Origin of the sequence: Blautia sp. AF19-1, assembly GCF_003479155.1 — a bacterium.
Classification (GTDB): Bacteria; Bacillota; Clostridia; order Lachnospirales; family Lachnospiraceae; genus Fusicatenibacter; species Fusicatenibacter saccharivorans.
In genome coordinates this window covers 77532-101261 of the sequence record NZ_QUGQ01000001.1, presented here as the reverse complement: position 1 = coordinate 101261, position 23730 = coordinate 77532, and the positions used below count along the sequence as shown (strand labels likewise).

The following is a 23730-nucleotide window of genomic DNA, read 5'->3' as shown; positions in this document are numbered from 1 at the left end:
CGGATGCAGAATGAAACAGCCAAAGAAAACCTGCTGCGGCAGATCCGGGAATACCGTCCGTACAATGAGCAGGAAGAGCGGGATCGGGCGATTCTGCTGAAATGGATGGAGAGCGGATGCGATATTTTGACGCGGGAAAATGAGACCGCACATCTGACTGCCTCCGCCTGGGTCGTAAGCCCGGATCGGAAGCAGGTGCTGATGGCGTATCACAATATTTACCATTCCTGGGCATGGCTCGGCGGCCACGCGGACGGAGATGCGGATCTTTGCAGCGTGGCGGTAAGAGAAGTGAAGGAGGAATCCGGGATTGAAGAGGTGAAGCTCTTATCGGATCAGCCATTCTCGCTCGAAATCCTGTCGGTGGACGGCCATGTGAAGCGCGGAAAGTACGTGACGGCACATCTCCATCTGAATGTGACATATCTCATGGAAGCAGACCCGGTACAGGAAATCCGCTGCAAGCCGGATGAAAACAGCGCAGTCGGCTGGATTCCGGTGGAGCAGATCGCAGAAAAATCGACAGAGCCATGGTTTGTGGAGCGTGTGTATGGCAAGCTGTGTGAGAAAGTGAAAAGAGATTTCTGTGAAGTGTAATATGCAATCCGCGTATGAACTGCCATTTAGAATAAGCATTAGACAAATGAGATGTTAGATGTCTAAAATAGAGACAGAAAGAAAAATGGCAGGAGGGGTTTTATGTTTACAAATCAGGATTTGAAAAAGCTGATTATTCCGCTTTTCCTAGAGCAGCTTCTGGTGGCTCTGGTCGGAATTGCGGACGTGTTTGTTATCGGATTTGTCGGAGAGGCGGCGGTTTCCGGTGTGTCACTGGTCAATGCGTTCAAAAGGTAGACTTAAGCTTCCAGAAAACGATCCTCTTTTTCTGACGACAGAAAAGTTGTTGGGAAAAGGGGATTTTTGGGGTAAAAGGGATTATTTCGGCGCGTTGAAAATCGTGCCGGGGTATGGTAAAATGGACTCCGAAAAACAGCAAAAGGAGGACGTGACAGAAGATGAATGATATGAAGCGTCTGCTCTCGTATGCAGGTCCCTACAAGCGGGATATGATTTTCGGAGCAGTGCTGGTATTGGTAGAAACGTGTTTTGAACTTTTTATTCCGATTCTGATTTCCAATCTGATTGACATCGGCGTTGCGAACGGCGATATCACTTACATTTACCGCAAGGGAATCCAGATGGGAATCTGCGCGCTCTGTGCGCTTGTGACCGGAATTTTATACGCGCACTTTGCGGCGCGGGCGACGTACGGCTGGGGAGCTGAGATCCGGAAGGCGGAGTATGAGAAAATGCAGCAGTATGCATTTTCCAACCTCGACCACTTTGCGGTATCATCCCTGATCACCCGTATGACGACGGATGTTACCGTCATCCAGAATATGGTAAGCGCCGGCTTCCGCCCGATCACGCGCGGACCGTCGCTTCTGATTATGGGAATCGGCCTTTCATTCTATATGAATCCGCGGCTGGCATTTGTATTCCTTGTATGTACCCCGCTTCTTGGCTTTATTCTCTCCCTGATTGTGCGGAGAGTTGCCCCGATGTACACAAAACTGCAGTCCATGGTGGACCGCCTGAACAACGTTGTCCAGGAGGGGCTGACCGCGATCCGTGCCGTCAAAGCTTTCGTGCGGGATGAGTACGAGGAAGACAAATTCAACGAGGTCAACACCGACCTGACCGCAGCGAGCGAGCAGACGTTCCACTACGCCGTGCTGAATCTGCCGGCATTTCAGGGCGTCATGTATACCGCGATCGTGCTGATTCTGTGGTTCGGCGGAAATATGATTCTGAAAAAACAGCTTGCCGTCGGAAACCTGACCGGATTTCTAAGCTACGTCATGCAGGTCATGAACTCGATGATGATGATTGCAAACGTCTTCCTGCTTCTGACCCGTTCCATGGCGAGCGCACACCGGATTGTCGAGGTGCTCGATGAGAAAATCGTGCTCACCTCGCCGGAAAATGGTGTAACAGAAGTGACAGAGGGCAGCGTGGAGTTTGACAACGTATCGTTTAAATACAAAGAAGAAGCAAAAGAGTACGCACTCTCCGATGTTACGCTGAAGATCAAAGCTGGTCAGACGGTAGGAATCCTCGGAGGAACAGGTTCTTCGAAAACGACGCTGGTGCAGCTCATTCCGCGTCTGTATGATACCAGCCGCGGCACCGTCCGCGTCGGCGGAAAGGATGTGCGCGCGTACGATCTTGCCGCTCTCCGCGATGCAGTCAATATCATTCTGCAGAAAAACGTGCTGTTCTCCGGAACCGTGCGTGAAAACCTGAAATGGGGCAATGTGGATGCATCCGATGAGGAGATCTGGGAAGCATGCCGCGCGGCGTGTGCGGATGAATTTTTGAACCGCATGCCGGACGGCCTCGACACCGTGCTCGAGCAGGGCGCAAGCAACCTCTCCGGAGGCCAGAAGCAGCGTCTCTGCATCGCGCGTGCGCTGATCGGAAAGGCAAAAATCCTGATCTTCGATGATTCGACAAGTGCGGTCGACACGGCAACGGAGAAAAAGATCCGCGAGGCACTGGCGGCGCGGAAGAATGTCACAAAAATTATCATTGCGCAGAGAGTAACATCCGTCATGAATACGGATCAGATCATCATTCTTGATGACGGAAAAGTACACCGGATCGGCACGCACGCTGAACTGCTGGCGGATGACCCGATTTATCAGGAAATTTACGCCTCACAGATGAAAGGAGGAGACGAAAATGGCAGCGAGAGCTTATAGCGGAAAGAAACCAAAGAACCTGAAACACACGCTGCGCGTCTTCCTGTCTTATCTGGGACGGCACAAAAAAATGCTCGCAGTCGTAGCGGTACTGGTAACAATCAGCGCGGGAGCCAACCTCTTTGGAACGTATATGATCCGCCCGGTTGTCAACGGACTGGCGGACGGAGATGTGCACACACTGCTGCGCGGCGTGCTGATTACGGCACTCATTTTCGGGTGCGGCGCACTCGCAGCATACGGCTACACGCAGACCATGGTAAAAGCAGCACAGCAGGTTGTATTTGATATCCGCCGCGATCTGTTCGAACACGTCCAGACACTGCCGCTGCAGTTCTTCGACAGCAGACGCCACGGCGATATCATGAGTCTTTTCACGAACGATATCGACACGATGGCAGATGCCCTGAACAACAGTTTTGCGATGGTTATCCAGAGCTTCATCCAGATTGTGGGAACACTGACCTTGCTGTATATCCTAAACTGGCGGCTCTCGCTGATTGTAACGGTGTGCTACGGTATCATGTTCTGGTATATCAAGTTCAGCGGAAAGCGCAGCAAGGGTTATTATACGAAGCAGCAGAACAGCCTCGGAGAACTGAACGGCTATATTGAGGAGCTGATCACCGGACAGAAAGTCGTCAAGGTGTTCCACCACGAAGAAGAGAGCTTTACGGAATTCTGCAAAAAGAATGAGGAGCTCCGGAAAGCGGGAACCGGCGCGCAGGGGTATGCGGCGACGATGGTTCCTGTCGTTGTCAGCATTTCGTATGTCAATTATGCGATTGTGGCAGTGCTCGGCGGCCTTCTCGCCCTGCACGGAAAAGCCGATATCGGAAGCCTGGCAAGCTACCTTGTCTTTGTCCGCCAGGCGGCGCTTCCGATCAACCAGTTCACCCAGCAGAGCAACTTCCTTCTCTCAGCGCTCGCCGGTGCGGAGCGTGTCTTCGACGTGATGAGCCTGGAGCCGGAAATCGATGAGGGAAAAGTGGAACTGGTCAACGTAAAAGAAGAGAACGGCGCACTTGCCGTCTGCGAAGAGACAACAGGCCGCTGGGCATGGAAGCGCCCGGACGGAACGATGACGGAATTAAAGGGCGATGTGCGTTTTGAAAACGTGGATTTCGGCTACACGGCAGACCGTCTGATCTTAAAGAACATCAGCCTGTATGCCAAACCAGGCCAGAAAATTGCTTTTGTCGGTTCCACAGGAGCCGGAAAAACGACGATCACGAACCTGATCAACCGTTTCTACGACGTCCAGGGCGGCGCGGTTGTCTACGACGGCATTGACGTAAAAGATATCGAAAAAGACGCTCTGCGCCACTCCCTCGGTATCGTTCTGCAGGATACCCATCTGTTCACGGGAACCGTAGCAGAAAACATCCGTTTTGGAAAACTCGATGCCACGCAGGAAGAAATTGAACATGCGGCCAAAATTGCGAATGCGGATTCCTTCATCCGCCGTCTGCCGAACGGCTACGACACGATGCTGACCTCCGACGGAGCCAACCTCTCCCAGGGCCAGCGCCAGCTTCTCGCGATTGCCCGTGCCGCCGTTGCCGATCCGCCGGTGCTGATTCTTGACGAGGCAACATCTTCCGTTGACACCAGAACCGAGGCGCTGATCGAAAAAGGAATGGACCAGCTCATGGAGGGCAGAACCGTATTTGTCATCGCCCACCGCTTAAGCACCGTGCGAAACGCCAATGCGATCATGGTGCTGGAGCAGGGAAATATCGTAGAGCGCGGCGACCACGACGCACTTCTGGCACAGAAAGGAAAATATTATCAGCTCTATCATGGAATGTTTGAGCTGAGTTAAAAAGAAAGGAGTAAAGAGTATGAGAAAATATAACCGTATTTTTCTGATCGTCCTGGATTCTCTCGGAATCGGGGCGATGGCGGATTCGGAGAAGTTTGGGGATGTCGGTGTCAATACCTTCGGCCACATCTGGGAGAGTCAGGGAGGCCTTGAAATCCCGAACCTGCGCCGCCTCGGCATGGGAAATCTCTGCGGTGTGACAGAGGATGAGGCAAAGAGTTACGCCAGAAGACTGAACGAGGCGAGCAACGGAAAAGACACCATGACCGGCCACTGGGAGATGATGGGAATTTACACGACAAAGCCGTTCGTTACGTTCACCGACCACGGATTTCCGAAAGAACTGATCGACGAGCTGGAAAAACGAACCGGCAGAAAGATCATCGGCAATAAGGCGGCGAGCGGAACGGAGATCCTCGATGAGCTGGCAGAGCGCGAGATCGAAAACGGAGAACTGATTGTCTATACCTCGGCGGATTCCGTACTGCAGATCTGCGGCAACGAGGAGACGATGGGACTGGAGACGCTGTATCATTACTGCGAGATTGCCCGTGAGCTGACCATGAAAGACGAGTGGAAAGTCGGCCGTGTCATTGCAAGACCGTACGTCGGAAAGAAAAAAGGAGAGTTCGTCCGCACCGCAAACCGTCACGACTACGCTGTCAAACCGACGGGAAAAACCGTGCTCAACGCGATGCAGGAGGCAGGATATGATGTCATCAGTATCGGAAAAATCAACGATATTTTCTGCGGCGAGGGCATCACGGAGAGTCTGAAATCCAAGAGCAGCGTCCACGGCATGGAGCAGACGATTGAGACGGCAGGAAAAGAGTTTACCGGACTGTGCTTTGTCAACCTCGTCGATTTCGATGCACTCTGGGGCCACAGAAGAAACCCGGAAGGCTACGGAAAAGAGATTGAAAAATTCGATGTGAACCTTGGAAAGCTGCTGGAGCAGTTAAAAGACGACGATCTGCTCCTGATCACGGCAGACCACGGCAACGACCCGACTTATACCGGAACGGACCACACCAGAGAACAGGTGCCGCTCCTTGCGTACTCACCGTCTATGAAGGAGAGCGGCCTTCAGGAGACGAAGGACACCTTCGCTGTGATCGGCGCATCCGTTGCAGAGAACTTCGGCGTAAAAATGCCGGAGGGAACGATCGGAACATCGATCCTGGAATCGTGGAAATAAGGAAGCGATGGCGTTTTCAGCTGAGGCGGTAAGAACCTTTCGAAAGTTTCACAAGCTGTCCTTCTTCGAGCAGCTTCTTTAAAACCCGCTGGAGCTGGCGGCGGCTGCAGTGGAGCTGCATGGCCATCTTTTCCACGCCGGAAAACGTCTGATCCGGACAGCGCTCTGAGAGATAAGAGAGGAAGGATTCCTCGAGCGTGGAAAAATTCGACTGGGAGCTGGAATAAAGCATCAGCTTTTCGGTGACAGAGTTTAAAAGATATCGTAAAAAGCGGTTGTCGTTCAGCAGAAGCTCTTTCGTGGAAGCGAGCGGCAGAACAATACAAAGCGCGGTGGTGCGTGCCTCGATCTGGTGCGTATCATCGCGTTTTCCGCAGAATTCCATATCGCCGATGCAGGTAAAGCCGTCGAGATAGCCGATCGGGTAGCTCGTGCCGTCGGCGCGGTTGGCGCTGATCTCGATGGAACCGTCCACGAGGAACGAGAGGTATTCCTCCGGATTCAGCGTGTCGAGCCGTTCGCCCTTTTCAAACTGATACAGAGAAAATGCGAGATCCGGGGTATCGAAAAGAGATGGGATCTCATGTTTCTGAAGATAAAAGTCCAGCAGAGCCGGATCAAAAATTCGTTTCATAGGAAAATCCTTTCACAGAAAAATTTTTGGAAAACTTTTTCTTTATTGTGACATATGACACAAGAAAAAGCAAGAAAGTCTGCTAAGATAAACCAGAATGAAAAATGTTACAGTTTGCTGGGTACCAGTGAACTGTAACCGAAAAAGAGGAAAGGGGAGTTTTCAAAATGGAAAACGAATTATTTGAGAAAACAAAAGTGTCCAAAGCATATATGACGCTCGCACTTCCGGTCGTGCTCGGCATGGTCGTGTCGCTGATCTATAATATGGTAGATACTTTTTTCATCGCGCGGACCGGAAACACGGCACTGATTGCCGGCGTATCGCTCGGCACACCGATTTTCACGCTGATGATTGCACTCGGTGACATCTTCGGCGTCGGCGGCAGTTCCGTCATTTCGCGCCTCTTCGGTAAAAAAGAGTACGAGGACGGAAGACGGATCAGCGTATTCTGCTTTTACGCAGCGATTGCTGTCGGCATTGCGGTCGGCATCATCCTGCTTGCCGCCAAACAGCCGATCCTTGGCCTGCTTGGCTGTGATGAGACGACGTGGCAGTATGCGGGGGACTATTACCAGTGGATTGCACTCGGCGCACCGTTTATCATCCTGCAGCTGACGCCGAACAATCTTCTTCGGACCGAGGGCTTCGCAAAAGCCTCGATGATCGGAACAATGCTGGGAGCCGTCGTCAACATCATTCTTGACCCGATCTTTATTTACACGCTCGGCATGGGAGCAGCCGGAGCAGCGATTGCAACGGTGATCGGCAACATCTGCGGTGATATTTTCTATGTTATCTTTATGATAAAGAAATGCCGCTATCTCTCCGTCGATTTCCGAAAACTGAAAATGACCGGAGCAGAGGTGCTCGCCGTTCTTGCCATCGGCATTCCGGCATCCGTCACAAACTTCATGCAGAGCATCGGCGTGACGCTGACGAACCGATTTTTGCAGCCGTATGGAACGGACAAAGTTGCAGCGATGGGAATTGCTTTGAAAATTATTATGATTTCTGTTCTTGTGATGGTCGGTTTCGCTTTTGGCGGACAGCCGCTGGTCGGATACAATTATGGAGCGAAAAATAAAAAACGTCTCAGTGAGACGATCCGCTTTGCCTTCCTCCTGGAAGTGCTGACCGGTGCCGGAATGGCGGTTGTGCTCGGTGCGGCGGCTCCGCTTCTCGTGGGACTGTTCTTAAAAGAGGCGGATGTCATTGCAGTGGCCCAGCAGATCCTCCGCGTCCAGCTCATTGGTATGCCGTTTGTTGGTATCGTACTCGCATCGACCTGTATTTTCCAGGCGATCGGAAACGGGGCAGGAGCAATGATTCTTTCAGCAGGACGTCAGGGCGTGATTTTTGCCATTGTAATTTTCTGCGCTTCAAAACTTGCCGGTTTTTCCGGTGTTATTGCCTCCCAGCCGGTTTCTGATTTTCTGACCGCATTGGTGGCTGTGATGATTCTGCTTCAGTGGAAAAAGAAAGAATTTGCAAAATAAGAAAGAACAGCAAAGCGGCTGCGGCACAGCGTTCCGGAACGGGAACCTGCCGCAGCCGCTTTTGGCGTGCGCAAAAAAACAGAATTCCTGCACAGGCGGCCGCCATGTCAAAAACACGTAAAAGTGATGAAAAAACGTCTCTTAATTCGGCAGTATTACGGGATTGCATTCTGAGAAAACAAGATATAAAATGGCATGAGATTCGACAAAAAGGGGAAGCAAAAACATACGACAATAGGGAGGACATCACATGGCAACAAAGAAAAGTGCAGTAAAAGATCTGACAAACGGCAGCCCGGTAAAACTGATTCTGGGGTTTGCACTGCCGCTGCTGCTCGGCATGCTGTTCCAGCAGTTTTACAGCATGGTCGATACGATTATTGTAGGAAAATTCTTAGGCGCGAAAGCGCTCGCGGCTGTTGGCAGTACAGGTTCGATCAACTTCATGATCGTGGGATTCTGTATGGGAGTCTGCAGCGGATTTGCAATTCCGGTTGCGCAGATGTTCGGGGCAGGAGACCGGAAAGCGCTGTGCCGGTATGTAGGAAATGGAGCCGTCCTGGCCGGTATTCTTTCCGTGGTGATGACCGTTCTTGTCTGCATCTGGTGCCGCGACATTCTGATTCTGATGAAAACCCCGTCCGATATTCTGGACGGTGCATACGCTTACATCTTTGTTATTTTCCTCGGAATTCCGCTTATGGTGCTCTATAACCAGACATCAGCAATCATGCGGAGCCTCGGCGACAGCCGCTCCCCACTGATTTTCCTCGGTATCTCTTCAATACTGAATATCGTGCTAGATCTTGCGCTGGTCCGCCCGATGGGAGTAGCGGGAACCGCGTGGGCGACGATTATCGCGCAGGGAGTCTCTGGATTCCTGTGTCTCTTTTATATGAAGAAAAAATTCACCATCCTTGCTTTTACGAGAGAGGACTGGAAGCTGCACAAGCATTATGTGCTTAATCTGTGCAATATGGGAATCCCGATGGGATTGCAGTATTCAATCACCGCGATCGGAAGTGTTATTTTGCAGACCGCTGTCAACGGCCTTGGTTCCACTGCGGTTGCATCTGTTACGGCTGCCGGTAAAATTTCCATGTTCTGCTGCTGCCCGTTCGACGCGCTCGGCTCCACTATGGCGACGTATGCCGGACAGAACGTCGGTGCGAAGAAGATGGATCGTGTCAACACCGGTATTTTGACAAGTTCCATTATTGGAAGCGTGTATTCCGTGGTCATTTTAGGAGTTATGTTTCTGTGGTCCCGCCAGATTTCGCTTCTCTTTGTAGATGCATCCGAGACGGTCATCCTCGACCAGGCGCGTCAGATGCTGCTGATCAACATGGTATTTTACATTCCGCTGACCCTTGTCAATGTCGTACGCTTTACCGTGCAGGGCATGGGCTTCAGCAAATTTGCAATCCTTGCCGGCGTCTGCGAGATGATCGGCCGTTCGGTGGTAGCCTTTTTCCTGGTTCCGTATTTTGGTTACACCGCAGTCTGCTTCGCAAGCCCGGTGGCATGGATTCTCGCCGATCTGTTTCTCGTTCCGGCGTACCTGTACTGCGCAAAAACGCTTCGTTCTCTTTTTGAGAAAAATGCGCAGATGATGTAAGCCGTGCCGCAAGATGGACAAGCTGTTTCAATTCTGGTATAATGGAGCCTGGATTTTAGGAAAGCTGAAAAAGAATCCCATAGAAGAGAGGAAGATATCCTATGAAACAGTCGGTATTAGAATATAAGAAACTTCTGGAGCAGAAAGGCCTTCTGGTGGAATTTGCAGAGCCGGAAGGAAAAGAAGGAGAGGACAGACCCGTTACCCTCGTAACGTATTTTTCGGGCGGAGCGGATCAGGGAACGCTGTTTCTCTGCAAAGGAGCTGCATTCAAAGAGGCATACTTAAAAGACGCCGTAAACCGCGGTGCTGTTGCCTATGTAAGTGAAAAAGAATACGAAGCGGGAAAAGAAATTCCGGCGCTCATCGTCAACGATGCCAGAAAAGCACAGTTTGTGCTGGGTGAGGCGTTTTACGATTATCCGGCAAAGTCGCTGCATGTCACGGCGCTGACCGGAACAAAAGGAAAGACAACGACAGCCTACTACCTGCAGTCGATGCTCGATGCCTGCCTGAAAAAACAGGGCGGAAACGGATGTGCACTATTAAGTTCGATTGAATATTACGACGGAAAGACGAGAGAAGCATCAACGCTCACCACGCCGGAATCCCTGGAGCTGTGCCGCCATATGCGCAATGCCGTAGATGCAGGCCTTTCCCATATGGTGATGGAAGTATCCTCCCAGGCGCTCAAATACGAGAGAGTCGGAAACACGCATTTTGATACCGCCATTTTCCTGAACATCTCCAAGGACCACATCAGCCCGACGGAGCACAAGGATTTTGATGATTATTTCCAGTCGAAATTAAAGATCTTCGACCGCTGCACCTGCGCCTGCGTGAACCTGGACAGCGACCATATCGGGGAAATCCTGAAAGCTGCGGCAAAATGTGAGCGCGTCGTTACGTTTGGATCAAAAGAAAATGCTGTAATCCGCGTGAGTGATATCAAGCCGGGCAGAGGAAAATTCTATTTCCATGTGGCAGGACCGGATTTCTCGGAAGATTTTACCCTGCCGGTGCACGGAGCCTTCAATGTGGAGAATGCCGTAGCTGCCATTGCGGCTGCCTGGTCGATGGGAATCCCGGTTTCGCTGATCAAGGAAAGCCTCCTTGGCGTCACCGTTCCGGGAAGGATGGAGACGTATGAGAGCAGCGCGGGCGAGGTCACGGCGATCGTGGATTTCGCGCACAATGGCCTGAGTTTTGAAAAAATGTTTGATACCGTAGCACTCGAATACCCGGGGAGCCGCGTAAGCGTTGTGTTCGGAACCCCGGGCGGAAAAGCATTCAACCGCAGAAAAGATATGGGTGAGATTTCCGGAAAACGGGCGGACCGGATTTTCCTCGTACCGGATGATCCGGGAAACGAAGATCCGCAGGCGATCTGTGAGGAGATCGGCGGGTACATAGCAAAGGAAGGTGCATCCTTCCAGATCCGCATGGACCGCGGAGCAGCAATCCGGGAGGCGATTCTTGGCGCCGTACCGGGAGAGGTTGTTCTGATCCTTGGAAAAGGCGCGGACGTGACGATGCACGTCGGAAACAGAAATGTGCCGTACCGGTCAGATGCCGTCTATGCAAAAGAGGCGCTTGCCGAATATGGAAATGCATTTGCCGAAGCGGCAACGGCTCGTGAAACAGAAGAATAGAAGCAAAAACAGAAAAAACAGAGCAAAAAAGACACGGAACAGAAAAATCCGTGTCTTTTTTGCGTCTGGCGGCAGCAGAAATGAAAATCAGACAGGAAATTTGGCGGATACATCCTACAAAATGTAGAAAAGAAGGACAGAAACTAGCCCGTATGACGAAAAGTTGTTAAAAATATAACGAACGAAAGTTAGACGTGTGAAACTAAACACAGAAAGCAAAAACCCGGGAACCATGCGGAAAAAGACGAATTCTGCGGGATGAAGGACAAAGCTGTAAGTTTTTGGAAAGAATTCTTGTGAAAAAGAACAAAAAATGGTATAATTGTATTGAAATATATCCAGAACACCCCTTCTGGAAGCGTACGGGCTCAGTGAGAAAAAAGATTTCACGAAAATGCTCGAAAAAAACACTTGTTAAATTCTTGTCATAGTGCTATGATAAGGAAAGTGAAAAATTTATCAATCACAAAAACCAACTAGGGGTATTTTAGAAAGGAGTATTTATGAGCAGCAAGATTACCATCATTGGAGCTGGAAGCGTTGGATCTACGATCGCCTATACACTGTCGAACGAAGACATCGCGTCTGAGATTGTTCTCATCGATATTAACAAGAAAAAAGTAGAGGGAGAGGTTATGGATATCGCGCAGGGTACCTGCTTCCGCGATCCGGTCTCCATCATCGCAGGTGAGTATGAGGATGCCAAGGACTCTGATATCGTAATTATTACTTCCGGTATTGCAAGAAAGCCTGGCCAGACCCGTATTGAGCTGACCCAGACCAATGTAAACATCTTAAAATCCATCACACCGGAAATCGTAAAAGCGGCTCCGAATGCCATCTACATCATTGTAAGCAACCCGGTTGATATCATGACCTACGTGTTTACAAAGATCTCCGGACTTCCGGAAAACCAGATCCTTGGTTCTGGTACCATGCTGGATTCCGCGAGACTTCGCTGCGGACTGTCTGAACACCTCAACATTGCCCAGAAAAACATCCACGCTTACGTATTCGGTGAGCACGGCGATACTTCCTTCATTCCGTGGAGCGGCGCTTACGTTTCCGGTGTCAGTCTGGACGAGTACTACGAGACCGTAGAAAAAATGGGCAGGAACGTAACCAAGATCGACAAAGATGCTATGCTGGAGTACGTAAGAACTTCCGGCGGACAGGTTATTGCAAACAAAGGAGCTACTTTCTATGCAGTATCTGTTGCAGTATGCAAACTGGTAGCAACCATTCTTTCTTCTTCCGATTCTGTAGCAACCGTATCTTCCATGATGCACGGTGAGTACGGCATCGAGGATGTATGCTTAAGCACACTGACCCTCGTTGGACCGAAAGGCGTACAGGGCAAGATTCCGATGCGTATGACAAAAGAGGAAGTAGAAAAACTCAAAGCAAGTGCCGACGCATTAAAAGCAGTTATCGCACAGATCGAGCACTAAGAGCGGGCAATAAGCTCAAAACATAAAATTTATGGCAGTGGCAGAAAGTGCGAAAGAGCGGTATCTCCCACTGCCTTAACGTGCGCCTGAAGAAATTTTCCGCCGGGTGTACATAAAAAGAGTACCGGAAACTTTTCCGGTGCCGGACAGAAGATACCGCAGGAAAAATGGAAACCAACAGGAGCAAGTAAGAAAGGAGCAATTCCATGACCTACAGTTATTTTCCGGGCTGTACGCTGAAGAACAAAGCAAAAGATCTGGATCACTATGCCAGAGAGTGCGCAAAAGTTCTGGGATTTGAACTGGAAGAAATTGAAAACTGGCAGTGCTGCGGAGCTGTGTATCCACAGGCATCCGATGAAATCGCCACAAAACTTTCTTCGGTTCGCGCCTTAGCAGACGCCAAAGAAAAAGGACAGGATCTGATCACAGTCTGTTCCGCCTGTCATCACGTGATCAAACGCGTAAACGATGACATGGCGAATGTAGAAGACATTCAGACAAAAGTAAACAACTACATGGCTCTTTCCGAGCCATATCTTGGCGAAACGAAAGTACTTCATTATCTGGAAGTGCTGCGTGACGTCGTTGGATTTGACAAGATCAAAGAGAAAGTGGTAAATCCATTAAAAGGAAGAAAAATCGGCGCATATTACGGCTGTATGCTGCTTCGTCCGAGCACCACAATGCAGTTCGATGATCCGGAGAACCCGACAATCATTGAAGATTTTATCAAAGCCCTTGGCGCAACACCGGTCGTATATCCGATGAGAAATGAGTGCTGCGGTGGCTACATATCCCTGAAAGAAAAGAAAATGGCATCCAACATGGTAGACCAGATCATGGCGTCCGCATCCTACAAAGGAGCAGAAGAACTGATCACCGCATGTCCGCTTTGCATGTACAACCTGCGCAATAACGGAACAAAAGAAGGTCTTCCGGTTACCTACTTTACCGAGCTTCTTGCAGAAGCACTCGGCATCAAAGAGGAGGTGCAGGCATGAAAATTGTAACATCCGATGAAATCCGTGCCATCGCCGGCGTGGATACCAGAAAATGTATGAGATGCGGTAAATGCTCTGCATCCTGCCCTGCTTACAATGAGATGGACATCCGTCCGCATCAGTTCGTATCCTATGTACAGAACGGCGATGTGGAAGCACTGATGAACTCCAAGTCCATCTGGAAATGCCTCTCCTGCTTCGCATGCGTAGAGCGCTGTCCAAGAGACGTAAAACCTGCCAAACTGATCGAGGCAGTCCGTCTTTCTGTCATCCGCCAGAAAGGTGAGAATTATCTCTCCCCGGATGAAATTCCGGCACTTCTGGACGATGAGACTCCGCAGCAGCTGCTGATGAGTGCATTCCGTAAATATAGAAAGTAAAAAACAACCCATCCACAGAAAGGTGAGAGAAAAGTGCAAAGAATAGGAGTATTTGTCTGCCACTGCGGTACAAATATTGCGGCTACCGTTGATGTTAAAAAAGTTGTTGATGTCATCAGCAAAGAGCCGGGTGTTGTACATGCAGAGGATTATCAGTATATGTGTTCCGAAACAGGTCAGCAGAAAGTGATCGATGCCATTCAGAACGAGCATCTGACCGGCGTTGTTATCTGTTCCTGCTCTCCTCGTATGCATGAAGGAACGTTCCGCAAAGCAGCAGAAAAAGCGGGTCTGAACCCGTATCAGCTGGAGATTGCAAACATTCGTGAGCAGTGTTCCTGGATTCATAAAGATATGGAAGAGGCTACCGAGAAGGCCGTGATCCTGGCCCGTGCAGCCGTTGCAAAAGTTATGCTGGACACCCCGCTTACCCCGGGCGAGAGCCGCGTTGTAAAACGTGCGCTGGTGATCGGAGGCGGTATCGCAGGTATTCAGACAGCACTGGATATCGCAGATGCAGGCTATGAAGTAGATATCGTAGAGAAGACCCCGAGTATCGGCGGAAGAATGTCCCAGCTCGATAAAACATTCCCAACCCTTGACTGTTCTTCCTGTATCCTGACTCCTCGTATGGGAGAGGTAAACGCCCATGAGAAGATCAATATCTATACCTACAGTGAAGTAGAGAGCGTTGGCGGATTTGTCGGTGATTTCAAAGTAGATATCCGCAAAAAAGCAAGATACGTAGATATGGACAAATGTACCGGATGTGGTCTCTGCCAGGAGAAATGTCCATCTAAGAAAAACTTAAGTGAGTTCAACCGCGGACTGTCCACACGTACTGCAATTTACACACCGTTCGCACAGGCAGTTCCGAATGTACCGGTCATTGATACTGCAAACTGTATCCATTTCAAAACCGGAAAATGCGGTATCTGTTCCAAAGTCTGCGCAGCAGGTGCAGTAAATTACGATCAGAAAGATGAAGTAATTACAAGAGAGTACGGTGCTATCGTTGTTGCAACCGGTTTTGATACCATCAATCTGGATAAGTTTGATGAATATTATTACAACCAGAGCAAAGACGTTATTACCTCTCTTGAAATGGAACGTCTGATGAACGCTGCCGGCCCGACAGGCGGTAAAGTAGTACGTCTTTCCAATGGCGAGCATCCGAAGGATATCGTATTTATCCAGTGCGTTGGCTCCCGTGACGTAACCTGCAGAGGAAAGAGCTATTGCTCCAAGATCTGCTGTATGTACACCGCAAAACAGGCCATGCTGGTGCGTGACCATTATCCGGATGTCAATGTACATGTCTTCTACATTGATGTTCGTACCCCGGGTAAGAACTTCGATGAGTTCTATCGCCGTGCAGTAGAAGAGTTTAGCGTAGATTATATCAAGGGTCAGGTAGGAAAAGTATCTGAGGCTCCGAACGGACGTCTTCTGGTACAGGGATCCGACCTTCTGGACAACCGTCAGATCAAGATGGAAGCAGACCTTGTTGTCCTTGCAACGGCAATCGAGCCGAGTAAAGATGCAAGAAAACTGGCTACCATGCTGACTGCAAGTATGGATACCAACGACTTCTTTACCGAGGCACACGCAAAACTGCGTCCGGTAGAGTCTCCGACCGCAGGAGTTTTCCTCTCCGGTGTATGCCAGGGACCGAAAGATATTCCGGAAACCGTTGCACAGGCCGGAGCAGCTGCTGTCAAAGTAGTCGGACTGCTTGCAAAAGACAAACTGACCACCAACCCGTGTACAGCAGAATCCAATCCGCTGTTCTGTAACGGATGTGCATCCTGTGAAAAAGTCTGCCCATACGGCGCGATTTCTTACGAAGATCGTCAGGTCAACGACCACGGAATCCGCGAAACCAGACATGTGGCAGTCGTTAACGGCGCACTTTGCCATGGATGTGGTGCATGTACCGTTGCATGTCCGTCCGGTGCTATGGACCTGAAAGGATTCTCCAATAGACAAATTCTCGCGGAGGTAGATGCAATATGCCGATAGATAACAACGAAAACAAAGAATTTAAGCCAGTCATCGTGGCATTCTGCTGCAACTGGTGCTCCTACGCAGGAGCAGACCTGGCAGGTTCCAGCCGTCTTTCCTATCCGGCAGACGTAAAGATCATCCGTGTTCCATGTTCCTGCCGTGTTAATCCGCTTTTTATCTTAAGAGCTTTCCAGAAGGGTGCTGACGGAGTCATCCTCTGCGGATGCCATCCGGGAGACTGCCATTACAGCACAGGAAACTATTATGCAAGAAGACGTATGACCCTGCTGTTCTCCATGCTCGACTATCTTGGAGTTGAAAACGGACGTACCCGTGTGGAATGGGTATCCGCCGCAGAAGGTGTGAAATTCTCCCAGACCATGAACGAGTTCATTGAGCAGGTGAGAAGTCTTGGTAAAAATGTCAGATTGGAGGATTTACGATGCAAGAAAAATTAGTATCACGCGCAAAAGAGCTTCTGTCTGACGGTACCGTAGTCCGCGTTCTTGGCTGGAGAAAAGGCGATACAGATTTCAGCGCAGAGCCTGCATTTTTTGAAAGTGCCGAGAGTCTTGACGAATTTACCTATGACGGATTCTGTGGTGCCAACTTAAGCAAATACATGATTAAAGCATCAAAAGAAGAAGGAAAAACACTCGTTTTCTTAAAATCGTGCGATACCTACAGCTTTAATCAGTTAATCAAAGAGCATCGTGTGGACCGCGAGAAAACCTATATCGTTGGTGTAGGATGTGACGGAAAACTCGATATCGAGAAAATCCGTGAAGCAGGCTGCAAGGGTATTACCGCTGTAACAGAGGACGGCGATACCATCAAAGTTGCAACGGTTTATGGTGTCAAAGAGCTGAAAAGAGAGGATGTCATCCTCGAGAGATGTAAGGCCTGCAAGGGTGGAAAACATGTAGCATACGACGAGCTCGCAGAAGGCTGTGACGAGGAAAAACCGGCAAAAGAAGGCCGTTTCGAACTGGTTGAAAAGCTTGAGGCAATGGCTCCGGAAGAACGGTTCGCATTCTGGCAGAATGAGCTTTCCCGCTGTATCCGCTGTAATGCATGCCGCAACGTATGTCCGGCCTGCAGCTGTATCAAATGCGTATTTGACAATGATCGTTACGATACTGCACAGAAAGCAAACACTACGACATTTGAGGAGCAGATGTTCCACATCATCCGTGCATTCCACGTTGCCGGACGCTGCACGGACTGCGGCGAGTGTTCCCGCGTATGTCCGCAGCATATTCCGCTGCACCTTCTGAATCGTAAATTCATCAAAGATATCGATGAGTTCTACGGAGAGTATCAGGCAGGAGAAGACACTGACAGCCGTGCACCGCTCACCAACTTCACACAGGAAGATGTAGAGCCAAGTATCGTCAAGGAAAGGGGTTAAGGGATGTATCAGATTAGCAGAGAAAAAATGCCGGAGCTCCTTGCCGCTGTTGCAAAGGAGATGGATCTTTTCCTTCCGGTACAAAACAATGGAATTACCAATTTCGGTTTCTGGACCGAGGACGCGAAAGTGGATCTCGATACCTTAAAAACCGTAAAATCCCCAAAAGACGCCTTTTTCCCGCAGAGTGAAGTTCTTTACTCCTGCTATCAGAAGGCAAACAAGACCAGCATCGAGCCGGCAGCATTAAAAGATGCGCCGTTCGCTATTTTCGGCGTTCGTCCATGCGATGTCCGCGCTTTCGATGTTCTGGACCGCGTATTCTTAAGCGAGCCGGCTGACGTTTACTATGCAGCAAGAAGAGAGCACGGCATTGTGGTTTCTCTTGCATGTCATGAGCCGGAAGACAGCTGCTTCTGCAAGACCTTCGGTATCGATGCGGCAGAACCGCAGGCTGATGTTGCGATGTGGCAGGTAGCTGACGGTTATGCATGGGAAGCAAAAACCGAAAAGGGTGAGAAGCTGACAGAGCTTGTGAAAGAATACCTTACCGAGCAGGATCTTGCAAAAGAGGTTGAGGCTGAAAAAGAAGCCATCCGTACCCTGATCGACAAGATGCCAAACAGCAATCTCTCCCTCGAGGGATGGGGCGTAGGCAAGACAAAAGAGCGTTTCGATGATCCGAAATGGAAAGAGCTTTCCGATGCCTGCTTAGGCTGCGGAACCTGTACGTTCTCCTGTCCGACCTGCCAGTGCTATGATATCAAGGATTTCAATACAGGAAACGGTGTACAGCGTTACCGTTGCTGGGATTCCTGTATGTACTCTGACTTTACGATGATGGCAGCAGGAAACAACCGTACCACACAGATGCAGCGTTTCCGTCAGCGTTTCATGCACAAGCTGGTTTACTTCCCGGACAACAACGATGGAATGTATTCCTGCGTCGGATGCGGACGCTGCGTAGAGAAATGCCCGCAGTCGCTGAATATCGTAAAAGTCATCAAACGCATGGGAGGTACCAAGTAAATGTGCAATTGTAGTTGTGGAAGCGAAGAAAAGAAAAACGCTTTGCTGCCGCAGGTCGGTATCATCACAGATATCCGCCGCGAAACACCGGACGTAAAGACATTCCGTATCGTTCGTCCGGACGGCACCAAGCTGTTTGAACATATGCCGGGCCAGTGCGCAATGCTCTGCGTGCCGGGCGTTGGAGAGGCGCTGTTTTCCATTACATCCTCCCCGACAAACAAAGAGTACCAGGAGTTCTCCATCAAGGAGTGCGGTACTTTAACAAACTATCTTCATAATATGTCCGTAGGAGATGAAATCCTGGTTCGTGGACCGTACGGAAATCATTTCCCGGTAGAAACTGTATTAAAAGGACAGGACCTGCTGTTCATCGCCGGTGGTATCGGACTTGCTCCGCTGCGTTCCGTGATCAATTACGTACTGGACAATCGTGACAACTACGGTACCGTAGATATCGTTTACGGTTCCCGTTCCAAAGACGATCTGGTACAGTTAAAAGAGATCCAGGAAGTATGGGCGAAAGCAAAAGATGTCAACGTGCATCTGACGATTGACCGTGAGCAGGAAGGCTGGGACGGTCATGTAGGATTCGTTCCGAATTATGTGAAAGAACTGAACATGTCCGTTGACAAAACAGCTCTGATCTGCGGACCGCCGATCATGATCAAATTTGTTCTTCAGGGACTTCAGGAACTGGGCTATGAGAAAACACAGGTTTACACTACTTTGGAGCTTCGTATGAAATGCGGTATCGGAAAATGCGGCCGCTGCAACATCGGAGATAAATACGTCTGCAAGGACGGCCCTGTTTTCCGCTGCGACGAGATTGACGAATTACCGAACGAATATTAAACGGAGGTTGAAGAAAATGCAGGAAATGGTAAATATTTACGTTTACGGCAAGAAGTATTCCGTACCTGGCGATCTGACCATCATGACCGCTATGGAGTATGCCGGATATCAGTTAAAACGCGGATGCGGATGCCGTCACGGATTCTGCGGTGCATGTGCGACCATCTACAGAATCAAAGGAAAGAATGAGCTGAAAACCTGTCTGGCATGTCAGACACAGGTAGAAGACGGTATGTATATCGCAAGCCTTCCGTTCTATCCGATCGACAAGAGAACCTACGATATCGAAGAGATCAGCGCAGAGCAGAGAGTCATGATGGATCTGTATCCGGAAATCTACAGCTGCGTTGGATGTAATGCATGTACCAAAGGATGTCCTCAGGATCTGAACGTTATGCAGTATATCGCATACGCACAGAGAGGCGACTTCAAAAAATGTGCAGAAGAGTCCTTCGACTGCATCGGCTGCGGAATCTGTGCATCCCGCTGTCCGGCCGGAATCTCCCATCCGATGGTAGGAGAGCTGGCAAGACGTCTGAACGGAAAGTACATTGCTCCGAAAGCAGAGCATTTGAAAAACCGTGTAGAAGAGATTCACGAAGGTAAATTCGATGATCTGATTGAACAGGTGATGGGTAAACCAATCGATGAAATCCAGGAACTCTACAATAACCGTGAGATCGAGAAATAAGGAGGGAAATTCGAATGTACACACTGGCTAATATGCAGGAATCCATCAAAAAGGTGGAAGCTACCAGAGCCCAGAGAATGGCAAATGAGCCAAGAAGAATGACAGCGGATGAGAAAGATGCCCTTCTTGCAGCATATCATCCGGACTATAAAGAGGAAGGCTTCATCACCCTGAAAGTCGGCCCGAACAAAGGCGAGAAAGTTCCGACAGAGCTCGGCTATCTGCTGGAGTCCAACAGCCGTATCTTAGGTGTTGACATCGACCTTGACAAAGTAGATTACGACGTAGATGTACTCGTTATCGGTGCCGGCGGAGCAGGTTCTTCTGCAGCGATCGAGGCACATGAGGCAGGCGCTAACGTTATGATCACAACAAAACTCCGTATCGGTGATGCAAACACCATGATGGCTGAGGGTGGTATCCAGGCAGCAGACAAAGAGAATGACTCCCCGGCACAGCATTATCTTGATGCATTCGGCGGCGGACACTTTGCTGCAAGACCGGAACTGCTCCGCAAGCTCGTAATGGAAGCTCCGGATGCAATCTCCTGGCTGGAAAACCTCGGCGTTATGTTCGATAAAGATGAGAACGGCCGTATGGTAACAACACACGGCGGTGGAACATCCAGAAAACGTATGCATGCGTGCCGTGACTACTCCGGAGCAGAGATTATGAGAACTCTGCGTGATGAAGTCATCAACCGTGGTATTCCGGTCGTTGAGTTCTCATCTGCAGTAGAGCTGATCAAAGACGATAAGGGACAGGTTGCCGGTGCTGTTCTCCAGAACATGGAGACCGGAGAGTACCAGGTAGCAAAAGCAAAAACTGTCATCATCGCAACCGGTGGTGCAGGACGCCTTCACTACAACAACTTCCCAACCTCCAATCACTACGGTGCAACCGCTGACGGTCTGATCCTCGGATACCGTGCAGGTGCTCCGCTTCTGTATCAGGATACCATTCAGTACCATCCGACCGGAGCTGCTTACCCGGCTCAGATCTTCGGTGCTCTGGTAACCGAGAAAGTACGTTCTCTTGGTGCAATGCTTGTAAACGTAGACGGCGAAGCTTTCATGCATCCGCTGGAAACCCGTGACGTATCCGCAGCAAGCATTATTCGTGAATGCTCCGACGACCGCAACGAGGGCGTTGAGACTCCGCAGGGCAAGGCTGTATGGCTGGATACCCCGATGATCGATCTGCTTCACGGAGAAGGAACCATCGAGAAGAGAATTCCGGCTATGTTCCGTATGTTCATGCAGTATGGTATCGATATGAGAAAAGAGCCGATTCTGGTTTACCCGACCCTGCATTATCAGAACGGCGGTCTGGAAATCAACGGCGAAGGCTTCACCAATACGGTAAACAACCTGCTTGTAGCAGGCGAGGCTGTCGGAGGAATCCACGGAAGAAACCGTCTGATGGGCAACTCTCTGCTTGACGTTATTGTATTTGGCCGCGATGCAGGAAAAGCTGCTGCAGCAAAAGCAAAAGACGTAACGCTTGGCAAGATGAATCTGGATCACGTTGAGAAATACGCTGAGACCTTAAAAGAGGCAGGTATTGATACCGGTATGGTATCTCCGCAGCTTCTGCCGAATTATGCAGGTAAAAGACACCTGTAAAATGCAGTAACCGCGAAAAAGCGTGTCGGAAGGGGGCGGCGTTTAAAAGCCGCTTCCGGGACACGCTTTCCGTGCTGAAATCCAAAAGGTTTTTCGGTACGATAAATCATAGAAGTAAAGAAAGGTGGAGAACCCCATGCGTGAAATTCAGGCTAGTACCATTACGGATGTGGTAGAGAAACTTTGTATCGAAGCAAACTACCATCTTCCGGAAGACGTAAAATGTGCCATCACAGGCTGCCGTGCCTGCGAGGATGGCGAGATTGCAAAAGGTGTTCTGGACAAAATCGTAGAAAACTATGAGATCGCAGACGCACAGAACGTGCCGATCTGCCAGGATACCGGAATGGCATGTGTTTTCCTGGAAATCGGACAGGATGTGCACATCGCAGGAGGAGATCTTGCAGAGGCAGTCAACGAAGGTGTCAGAAGAGGATATGACAAAGGATACTTAAGAAAATCCGTTGTCAAAGATCCGGTCAGAAGAGGAAACACCGGCGACAATACACCGGCTATGCTCTACACCGAGATCGTTCCTGGCGAGCAGATCAAAGTTACCGTAGGCCCGAAAGGCTTCGGAAGCGAAAATATGAGTATGATCCGTATGTTCAAACCGTCCGCAGGTCTTCAGGGAATCAAGGATTTCATCCTGGAAGTTGTTGAGACAGCAGGTCCGAACCCATGCCCGCCTATGGTAGTCGGCGTTGGTATCGGCGGAACCTTCGATAAATGTGCACTGCTTGCGAAAAAAGCACTGATGCGCCCGATCGATTCCGAGAACCCGGATCCGTTTTACGCAGATCTGGAAAAAGAAATGCTGGAGAAAGTCAACAAACTCGGCATCGGACCGCAGGGCTTTGGCGGAAAGACCACAGCCATCGGCCTCAACATTGAGACAATGCCGACTCATATCGCGGGAATGCCGTGTGCAGTCAACATCAACTGCCATGTTACCCGTCATAAAACGGAGGTGATCTGATCATGGAAAAACATATTCAGCTGCCTTTAACAGAAGAACTGGCAAAAACACTGCATGCCGGAGATACTGTATATCTTTCCGGAACCATCTATACCTCCCGTGACGCAGGCCACAAGAGAATGTGTGAAGCGCTCGCAAGAGGAGAAAAAATCCCGTTTGATCCGACAGACGCTACGATTTACTACGTAGGACCGACCCCTGCAAAACCAGGCCAGGTCATCGGATCTGCAGGTCCTACCACCAGCGGCCGTATGGATGCGTATGCTCCAACCATGATGTCCGTAGGCGCAAGAGGAATGATCGGTAAAGGCGCACGTCTTCCGGAAGTGGTAGAAGCCATGAAGAAATATCATGGCGTATACTTCGGAGCCATCGGCGGAGCCGGCGCACTGCTTGCAAAATGCATCAAAAAAGCAGAGCTGATCGCATACGAAGATCTCGGCGCAGAGGCACTTCGCCGTCTGGAAGTAGAAGATATGCCACTGTTTGTTATTATTGACAGCTACGGAAACAATCTGTATGAGATGGGAAGAAAAGAATACTTAGAAGCGCATAAAGAAGACTAAATGTTACGTTTCGCCGGGTATCTGTGAATGATGATAACGACGAAATACAAGAGAGACCATAGAGCTGTCTGAAAAAATCAGACAGCTCTTAAGCTGGAAAGACATCAGGGCATTAACACTTGCAAGCGACTTTCGGCAGAAAAAGAAATGAAAGAGGAAGAAAAACATGACTGTAGAAATGATAAGCCACTTACTGGAAGCACTGATGATCCTGTGCTTTGGCCTGTCCTGGCCGCTGTCCATTTATAAATCCTGGACTTCAAGAACAGCAAAAGGAAAGAGCCTTTACTTTGAGGTGTTCATCTGGATCGGATATATTTTCGGTATTGCCAACAAATTTATCAGCTATATGAACAATCCGGACAAAGACTGGATCTTTTTCCTTGCATGGGCTTTCTATTTCCTGAACATTGCAGAGATCACCGTAGATATGGTGCTGTACTTCCGCAATGTGAAACTGGATAAGAAAAGAGAAACAGAGAAATAAAAAACAGCGGAATACAGTTAAACTTACAGAATCCCCGGCGGTGCGGCATTTGAT

The 23730-nt window shown here is 49.7% G+C and carries 23 protein-coding genes and 1 pseudogene; 23 read left to right on the top strand and 1 reads right to left on the bottom strand.

Translation table 11 applies throughout. The annotated features are described in order from the left end of the window. Positions 1-3 precede the first annotated feature (3 nt). The 6 genes and pseudogenes from DWX26_RS00460 (at position 4) to DWX26_RS00435 (ending at position 5788) form a co-directional block, all read left to right on the top strand. Positions 4-597, top strand: a complete 594-nt coding sequence (locus tag DWX26_RS00460; RefSeq protein WP_055219386.1) for an NUDIX hydrolase — start codon at positions 4-6, stop codon at positions 595-597. 102 nt (positions 598-699) lie between these two features. Then, a pseudogene (locus tag DWX26_RS00455) lies at positions 700-843 on the top strand (MATE family efflux transporter); the annotation flags it as partial. Then, positions 839-1024, top strand: a complete 186-nt coding sequence (locus DWX26_RS16670; protein WP_117760876.1) for a hypothetical protein — start codon at positions 839-841, stop codon at positions 1022-1024. The pseudogene DWX26_RS00455 and the gene DWX26_RS16670, both read left to right, overlap by 5 nt. A gap of 1 nt (position 1025) precedes the next feature. Next, positions 1026-2765, top strand: a complete 1740-nt coding sequence (locus tag DWX26_RS00445; RefSeq protein WP_334295232.1) for an ABC transporter ATP-binding protein — start codon at positions 1026-1028, stop codon at positions 2763-2765. Next, positions 2746-4590: an ABC transporter ATP-binding protein gene (locus tag DWX26_RS00440; protein ID WP_055219380.1), complete on the top strand. Its 1845-nt coding sequence runs from the start codon at positions 2746-2748 to the stop codon at positions 4588-4590. The genes DWX26_RS00445 and DWX26_RS00440 overlap by 20 nt, the downstream gene beginning before the upstream one ends. A gap of 19 nt (positions 4591-4609) precedes the next feature. Next, complete coding sequence (locus DWX26_RS00435) at positions 4610-5788, top strand: phosphopentomutase (RefSeq protein ID WP_118600510.1); 1179 nt, start codon at positions 4610-4612, stop codon at positions 5786-5788. Positions 5789-5804: 16 nt separating this feature from the next. Here DWX26_RS00435 and DWX26_RS00430 read toward each other — a convergent pair whose 3' ends face one another. Next, positions 5805-6422 carry a hypothetical protein gene (locus DWX26_RS00430; protein WP_055219376.1) on the bottom strand — a complete coding sequence of 206 codons (618 nt, stop codon included), beginning with the start codon at positions 6420-6422 and terminating at the stop codon, positions 5805-5807. Positions 6423-6589: 167 nt separating this feature from the next. On the opposite strand from DWX26_RS00430, the gene DWX26_RS00425 reads away from it, so the two are divergent. The 17 genes from DWX26_RS00425 (at position 6590) to DWX26_RS00350 (ending at position 23676) form a co-directional block, all read left to right on the top strand. Further along, complete coding sequence (locus tag DWX26_RS00425) at positions 6590-7921, top strand: MATE family efflux transporter (RefSeq protein ID WP_118600508.1); 1332 nt, start codon at positions 6590-6592, stop codon at positions 7919-7921. Then, positions 7894-8196 carry a hypothetical protein gene (locus DWX26_RS16640; protein WP_147326094.1) on the top strand — a complete coding sequence of 101 codons (303 nt, stop codon included), beginning with the start codon at positions 7894-7896 and terminating at the stop codon, positions 8194-8196. Before DWX26_RS00425 ends, DWX26_RS16640 begins: the two co-directional genes overlap by 28 nt. Further along, positions 8172-9539 carry an MATE family efflux transporter gene (locus DWX26_RS00420; protein WP_055219374.1) on the top strand — a complete coding sequence of 456 codons (1368 nt, stop codon included), beginning with the start codon at positions 8172-8174 and terminating at the stop codon, positions 9537-9539. Before DWX26_RS16640 ends, DWX26_RS00420 begins: the two co-directional genes overlap by 25 nt. A 101-nt stretch (positions 9540-9640) precedes the next feature. Next, positions 9641-11191 carry a Mur ligase family protein gene (locus tag DWX26_RS00415; RefSeq protein ID WP_118594950.1) on the top strand — a complete coding sequence of 517 codons (1551 nt, stop codon included), beginning with the start codon at positions 9641-9643 and terminating at the stop codon, positions 11189-11191. Positions 11192-11694: 503 nt separating this feature from the next. Beyond that, positions 11695-12642: an L-lactate dehydrogenase gene (locus tag DWX26_RS00410; RefSeq protein ID WP_055219369.1), complete on the top strand. Its 948-nt coding sequence runs from the start codon at positions 11695-11697 to the stop codon at positions 12640-12642. A 206-nt stretch (positions 12643-12848) separates the two neighbouring features. Further along, entirely contained in the window at positions 12849-13646 is a 798-nt protein-coding gene (locus tag DWX26_RS00405; RefSeq protein WP_022461168.1) for a CoB--CoM heterodisulfide reductase iron-sulfur subunit B family protein, read from the top strand. Further along, positions 13643-14026 (top strand): 4Fe-4S dicluster domain-containing protein, encoded by a 384-nt coding sequence (locus tag DWX26_RS00400; protein WP_022461169.1) that lies wholly within the window; start codon positions 13643-13645, stop codon positions 14024-14026. The genes DWX26_RS00405 and DWX26_RS00400 overlap by 4 nt, the downstream gene beginning before the upstream one ends. A gap of 33 nt (positions 14027-14059) precedes the next feature. Further along, positions 14060-16048: a CoB--CoM heterodisulfide reductase iron-sulfur subunit A family protein gene (locus tag DWX26_RS00395; protein WP_022461170.1), complete on the top strand. Its 1989-nt coding sequence runs from the start codon at positions 14060-14062 to the stop codon at positions 16046-16048. After that, positions 16039-16491, top strand: a complete 453-nt coding sequence (locus tag DWX26_RS00390) for a hydrogenase iron-sulfur subunit (protein ID WP_022461171.1) — start codon at positions 16039-16041, stop codon at positions 16489-16491. The genes DWX26_RS00395 and DWX26_RS00390 overlap by 10 nt, the downstream gene beginning before the upstream one ends. Next, entirely contained in the window at positions 16476-17444 is a 969-nt protein-coding gene (locus DWX26_RS00385) for a 4Fe-4S dicluster domain-containing protein (protein WP_118600506.1), read from the top strand. The genes DWX26_RS00390 and DWX26_RS00385 overlap by 16 nt, the downstream gene beginning before the upstream one ends. Before the next feature lie 3 nt (positions 17445-17447). Continuing rightward, positions 17448-18473, top strand: coding sequence for a 4Fe-4S dicluster domain-containing protein (locus tag DWX26_RS00380; protein WP_055227522.1), 1026 nt, complete (start codon positions 17448-17450; stop codon positions 18471-18473). Beyond that, a complete protein-coding gene (locus tag DWX26_RS00375) occupies positions 18474-19328 on the top strand; it encodes an FAD/NAD(P)-binding protein (RefSeq protein WP_022461174.1) in 855 nt (284 codons plus the stop codon). It begins immediately after the preceding gene. A gap of 16 nt (positions 19329-19344) precedes the next feature. Next, complete coding sequence (locus tag DWX26_RS00370; protein WP_022461175.1) at positions 19345-20019, top strand: 2Fe-2S iron-sulfur cluster binding domain-containing protein; 675 nt, start codon at positions 19345-19347, stop codon at positions 20017-20019. A gap of 14 nt (positions 20020-20033) precedes the next feature. Further along, on the top strand, positions 20034-21644 hold the full coding sequence (locus tag DWX26_RS00365) for an FAD-binding protein (RefSeq protein WP_118600504.1): 1611 nt from the start codon (positions 20034-20036) through the stop codon (positions 21642-21644). Between the two features lie 136 nt (positions 21645-21780). Beyond that, on the top strand, positions 21781-22623 hold the full coding sequence (locus tag DWX26_RS00360) for a fumarate hydratase (RefSeq protein ID WP_022461177.1): 843 nt from the start codon (positions 21781-21783) through the stop codon (positions 22621-22623). 2 nt (positions 22624-22625) lie between these two features. Continuing rightward, entirely contained in the window at positions 22626-23189 is a 564-nt protein-coding gene (locus DWX26_RS00355) for a Fe-S-containing hydro-lyase (RefSeq protein WP_055227520.1), read from the top strand. Between the two features lie 166 nt (positions 23190-23355). Next, the gene (locus DWX26_RS00350) at positions 23356-23676 is read left to right on the top strand and encodes a hypothetical protein (RefSeq protein ID WP_242856418.1); all 321 of its coding nucleotides are present in this window, start codon (positions 23356-23358) and stop codon (positions 23674-23676) included. Positions 23677-23730 lie beyond the last annotated feature (54 nt).

Excerpts from the sequence above, each read along its gene's own strand:
- DWX26_RS00460 (WP_055219386.1), top strand. The coding sequence starts at position 4 with ATGCAGAATGAAACAGCCAAAGAAAACCTGCTGCGGCAGATCCGGGAA.
- DWX26_RS16670 (WP_117760876.1), top strand. The coding sequence starts at position 839 with ATGCGTTCAAAAGGTAGACTTAAGCTTCCAGAAAACGATCCTCTTTTT.
- DWX26_RS00445 (WP_334295232.1), top strand. The coding sequence starts at position 1,026 with ATGAAGCGTCTGCTCTCGTATGCAGGTCCCTACAAGCGGGATATGATT.
- DWX26_RS00440 (WP_055219380.1), top strand. The coding sequence starts at position 2,746 with ATGGCAGCGAGAGCTTATAGCGGAAAGAAACCAAAGAACCTGAAACAC.
- DWX26_RS00435 (WP_118600510.1), top strand. The coding sequence starts at position 4,610 with ATGAGAAAATATAACCGTATTTTTCTGATCGTCCTGGATTCTCTCGGA.
- DWX26_RS00430 (WP_055219376.1), bottom strand. The coding sequence starts at position 6,422 with ATGAAACGAATTTTTGATCCGGCTCTGCTGGACTTTTATCTTCAGAAA.
- DWX26_RS00425 (WP_118600508.1), top strand. The coding sequence starts at position 6,590 with ATGGAAAACGAATTATTTGAGAAAACAAAAGTGTCCAAAGCATATATG.
- DWX26_RS00420 (WP_055219374.1), top strand. The coding sequence starts at position 8,172 with ATGGCAACAAAGAAAAGTGCAGTAAAAGATCTGACAAACGGCAGCCCG.
- DWX26_RS00415 (WP_118594950.1), top strand. The coding sequence starts at position 9,641 with ATGAAACAGTCGGTATTAGAATATAAGAAACTTCTGGAGCAGAAAGGC.
- DWX26_RS00410 (WP_055219369.1), top strand. The coding sequence starts at position 11,695 with ATGAGCAGCAAGATTACCATCATTGGAGCTGGAAGCGTTGGATCTACG.
- DWX26_RS00405 (WP_022461168.1), top strand. The coding sequence starts at position 12,849 with ATGACCTACAGTTATTTTCCGGGCTGTACGCTGAAGAACAAAGCAAAA.
- DWX26_RS00400 (WP_022461169.1), top strand. The coding sequence starts at position 13,643 with ATGAAAATTGTAACATCCGATGAAATCCGTGCCATCGCCGGCGTGGAT.
- DWX26_RS00390 (WP_022461171.1), top strand. The coding sequence starts at position 16,039 with ATGCCGATAGATAACAACGAAAACAAAGAATTTAAGCCAGTCATCGTG.
- DWX26_RS00385 (WP_118600506.1), top strand. The coding sequence starts at position 16,476 with ATGCAAGAAAAATTAGTATCACGCGCAAAAGAGCTTCTGTCTGACGGT.
- DWX26_RS00380 (WP_055227522.1), top strand. The coding sequence starts at position 17,448 with ATGTATCAGATTAGCAGAGAAAAAATGCCGGAGCTCCTTGCCGCTGTT.
- DWX26_RS00375 (WP_022461174.1), top strand. The coding sequence starts at position 18,474 with ATGTGCAATTGTAGTTGTGGAAGCGAAGAAAAGAAAAACGCTTTGCTG.
- DWX26_RS00370 (WP_022461175.1), top strand. The coding sequence starts at position 19,345 with ATGCAGGAAATGGTAAATATTTACGTTTACGGCAAGAAGTATTCCGTA.
- DWX26_RS00365 (WP_118600504.1), top strand. The coding sequence starts at position 20,034 with ATGTACACACTGGCTAATATGCAGGAATCCATCAAAAAGGTGGAAGCT.
- DWX26_RS00360 (WP_022461177.1), top strand. The coding sequence starts at position 21,781 with ATGCGTGAAATTCAGGCTAGTACCATTACGGATGTGGTAGAGAAACTT.
- DWX26_RS00355 (WP_055227520.1), top strand. The coding sequence starts at position 22,626 with ATGGAAAAACATATTCAGCTGCCTTTAACAGAAGAACTGGCAAAAACA.
- DWX26_RS00350 (WP_242856418.1), top strand. The coding sequence starts at position 23,356 with ATGACTGTAGAAATGATAAGCCACTTACTGGAAGCACTGATGATCCTG.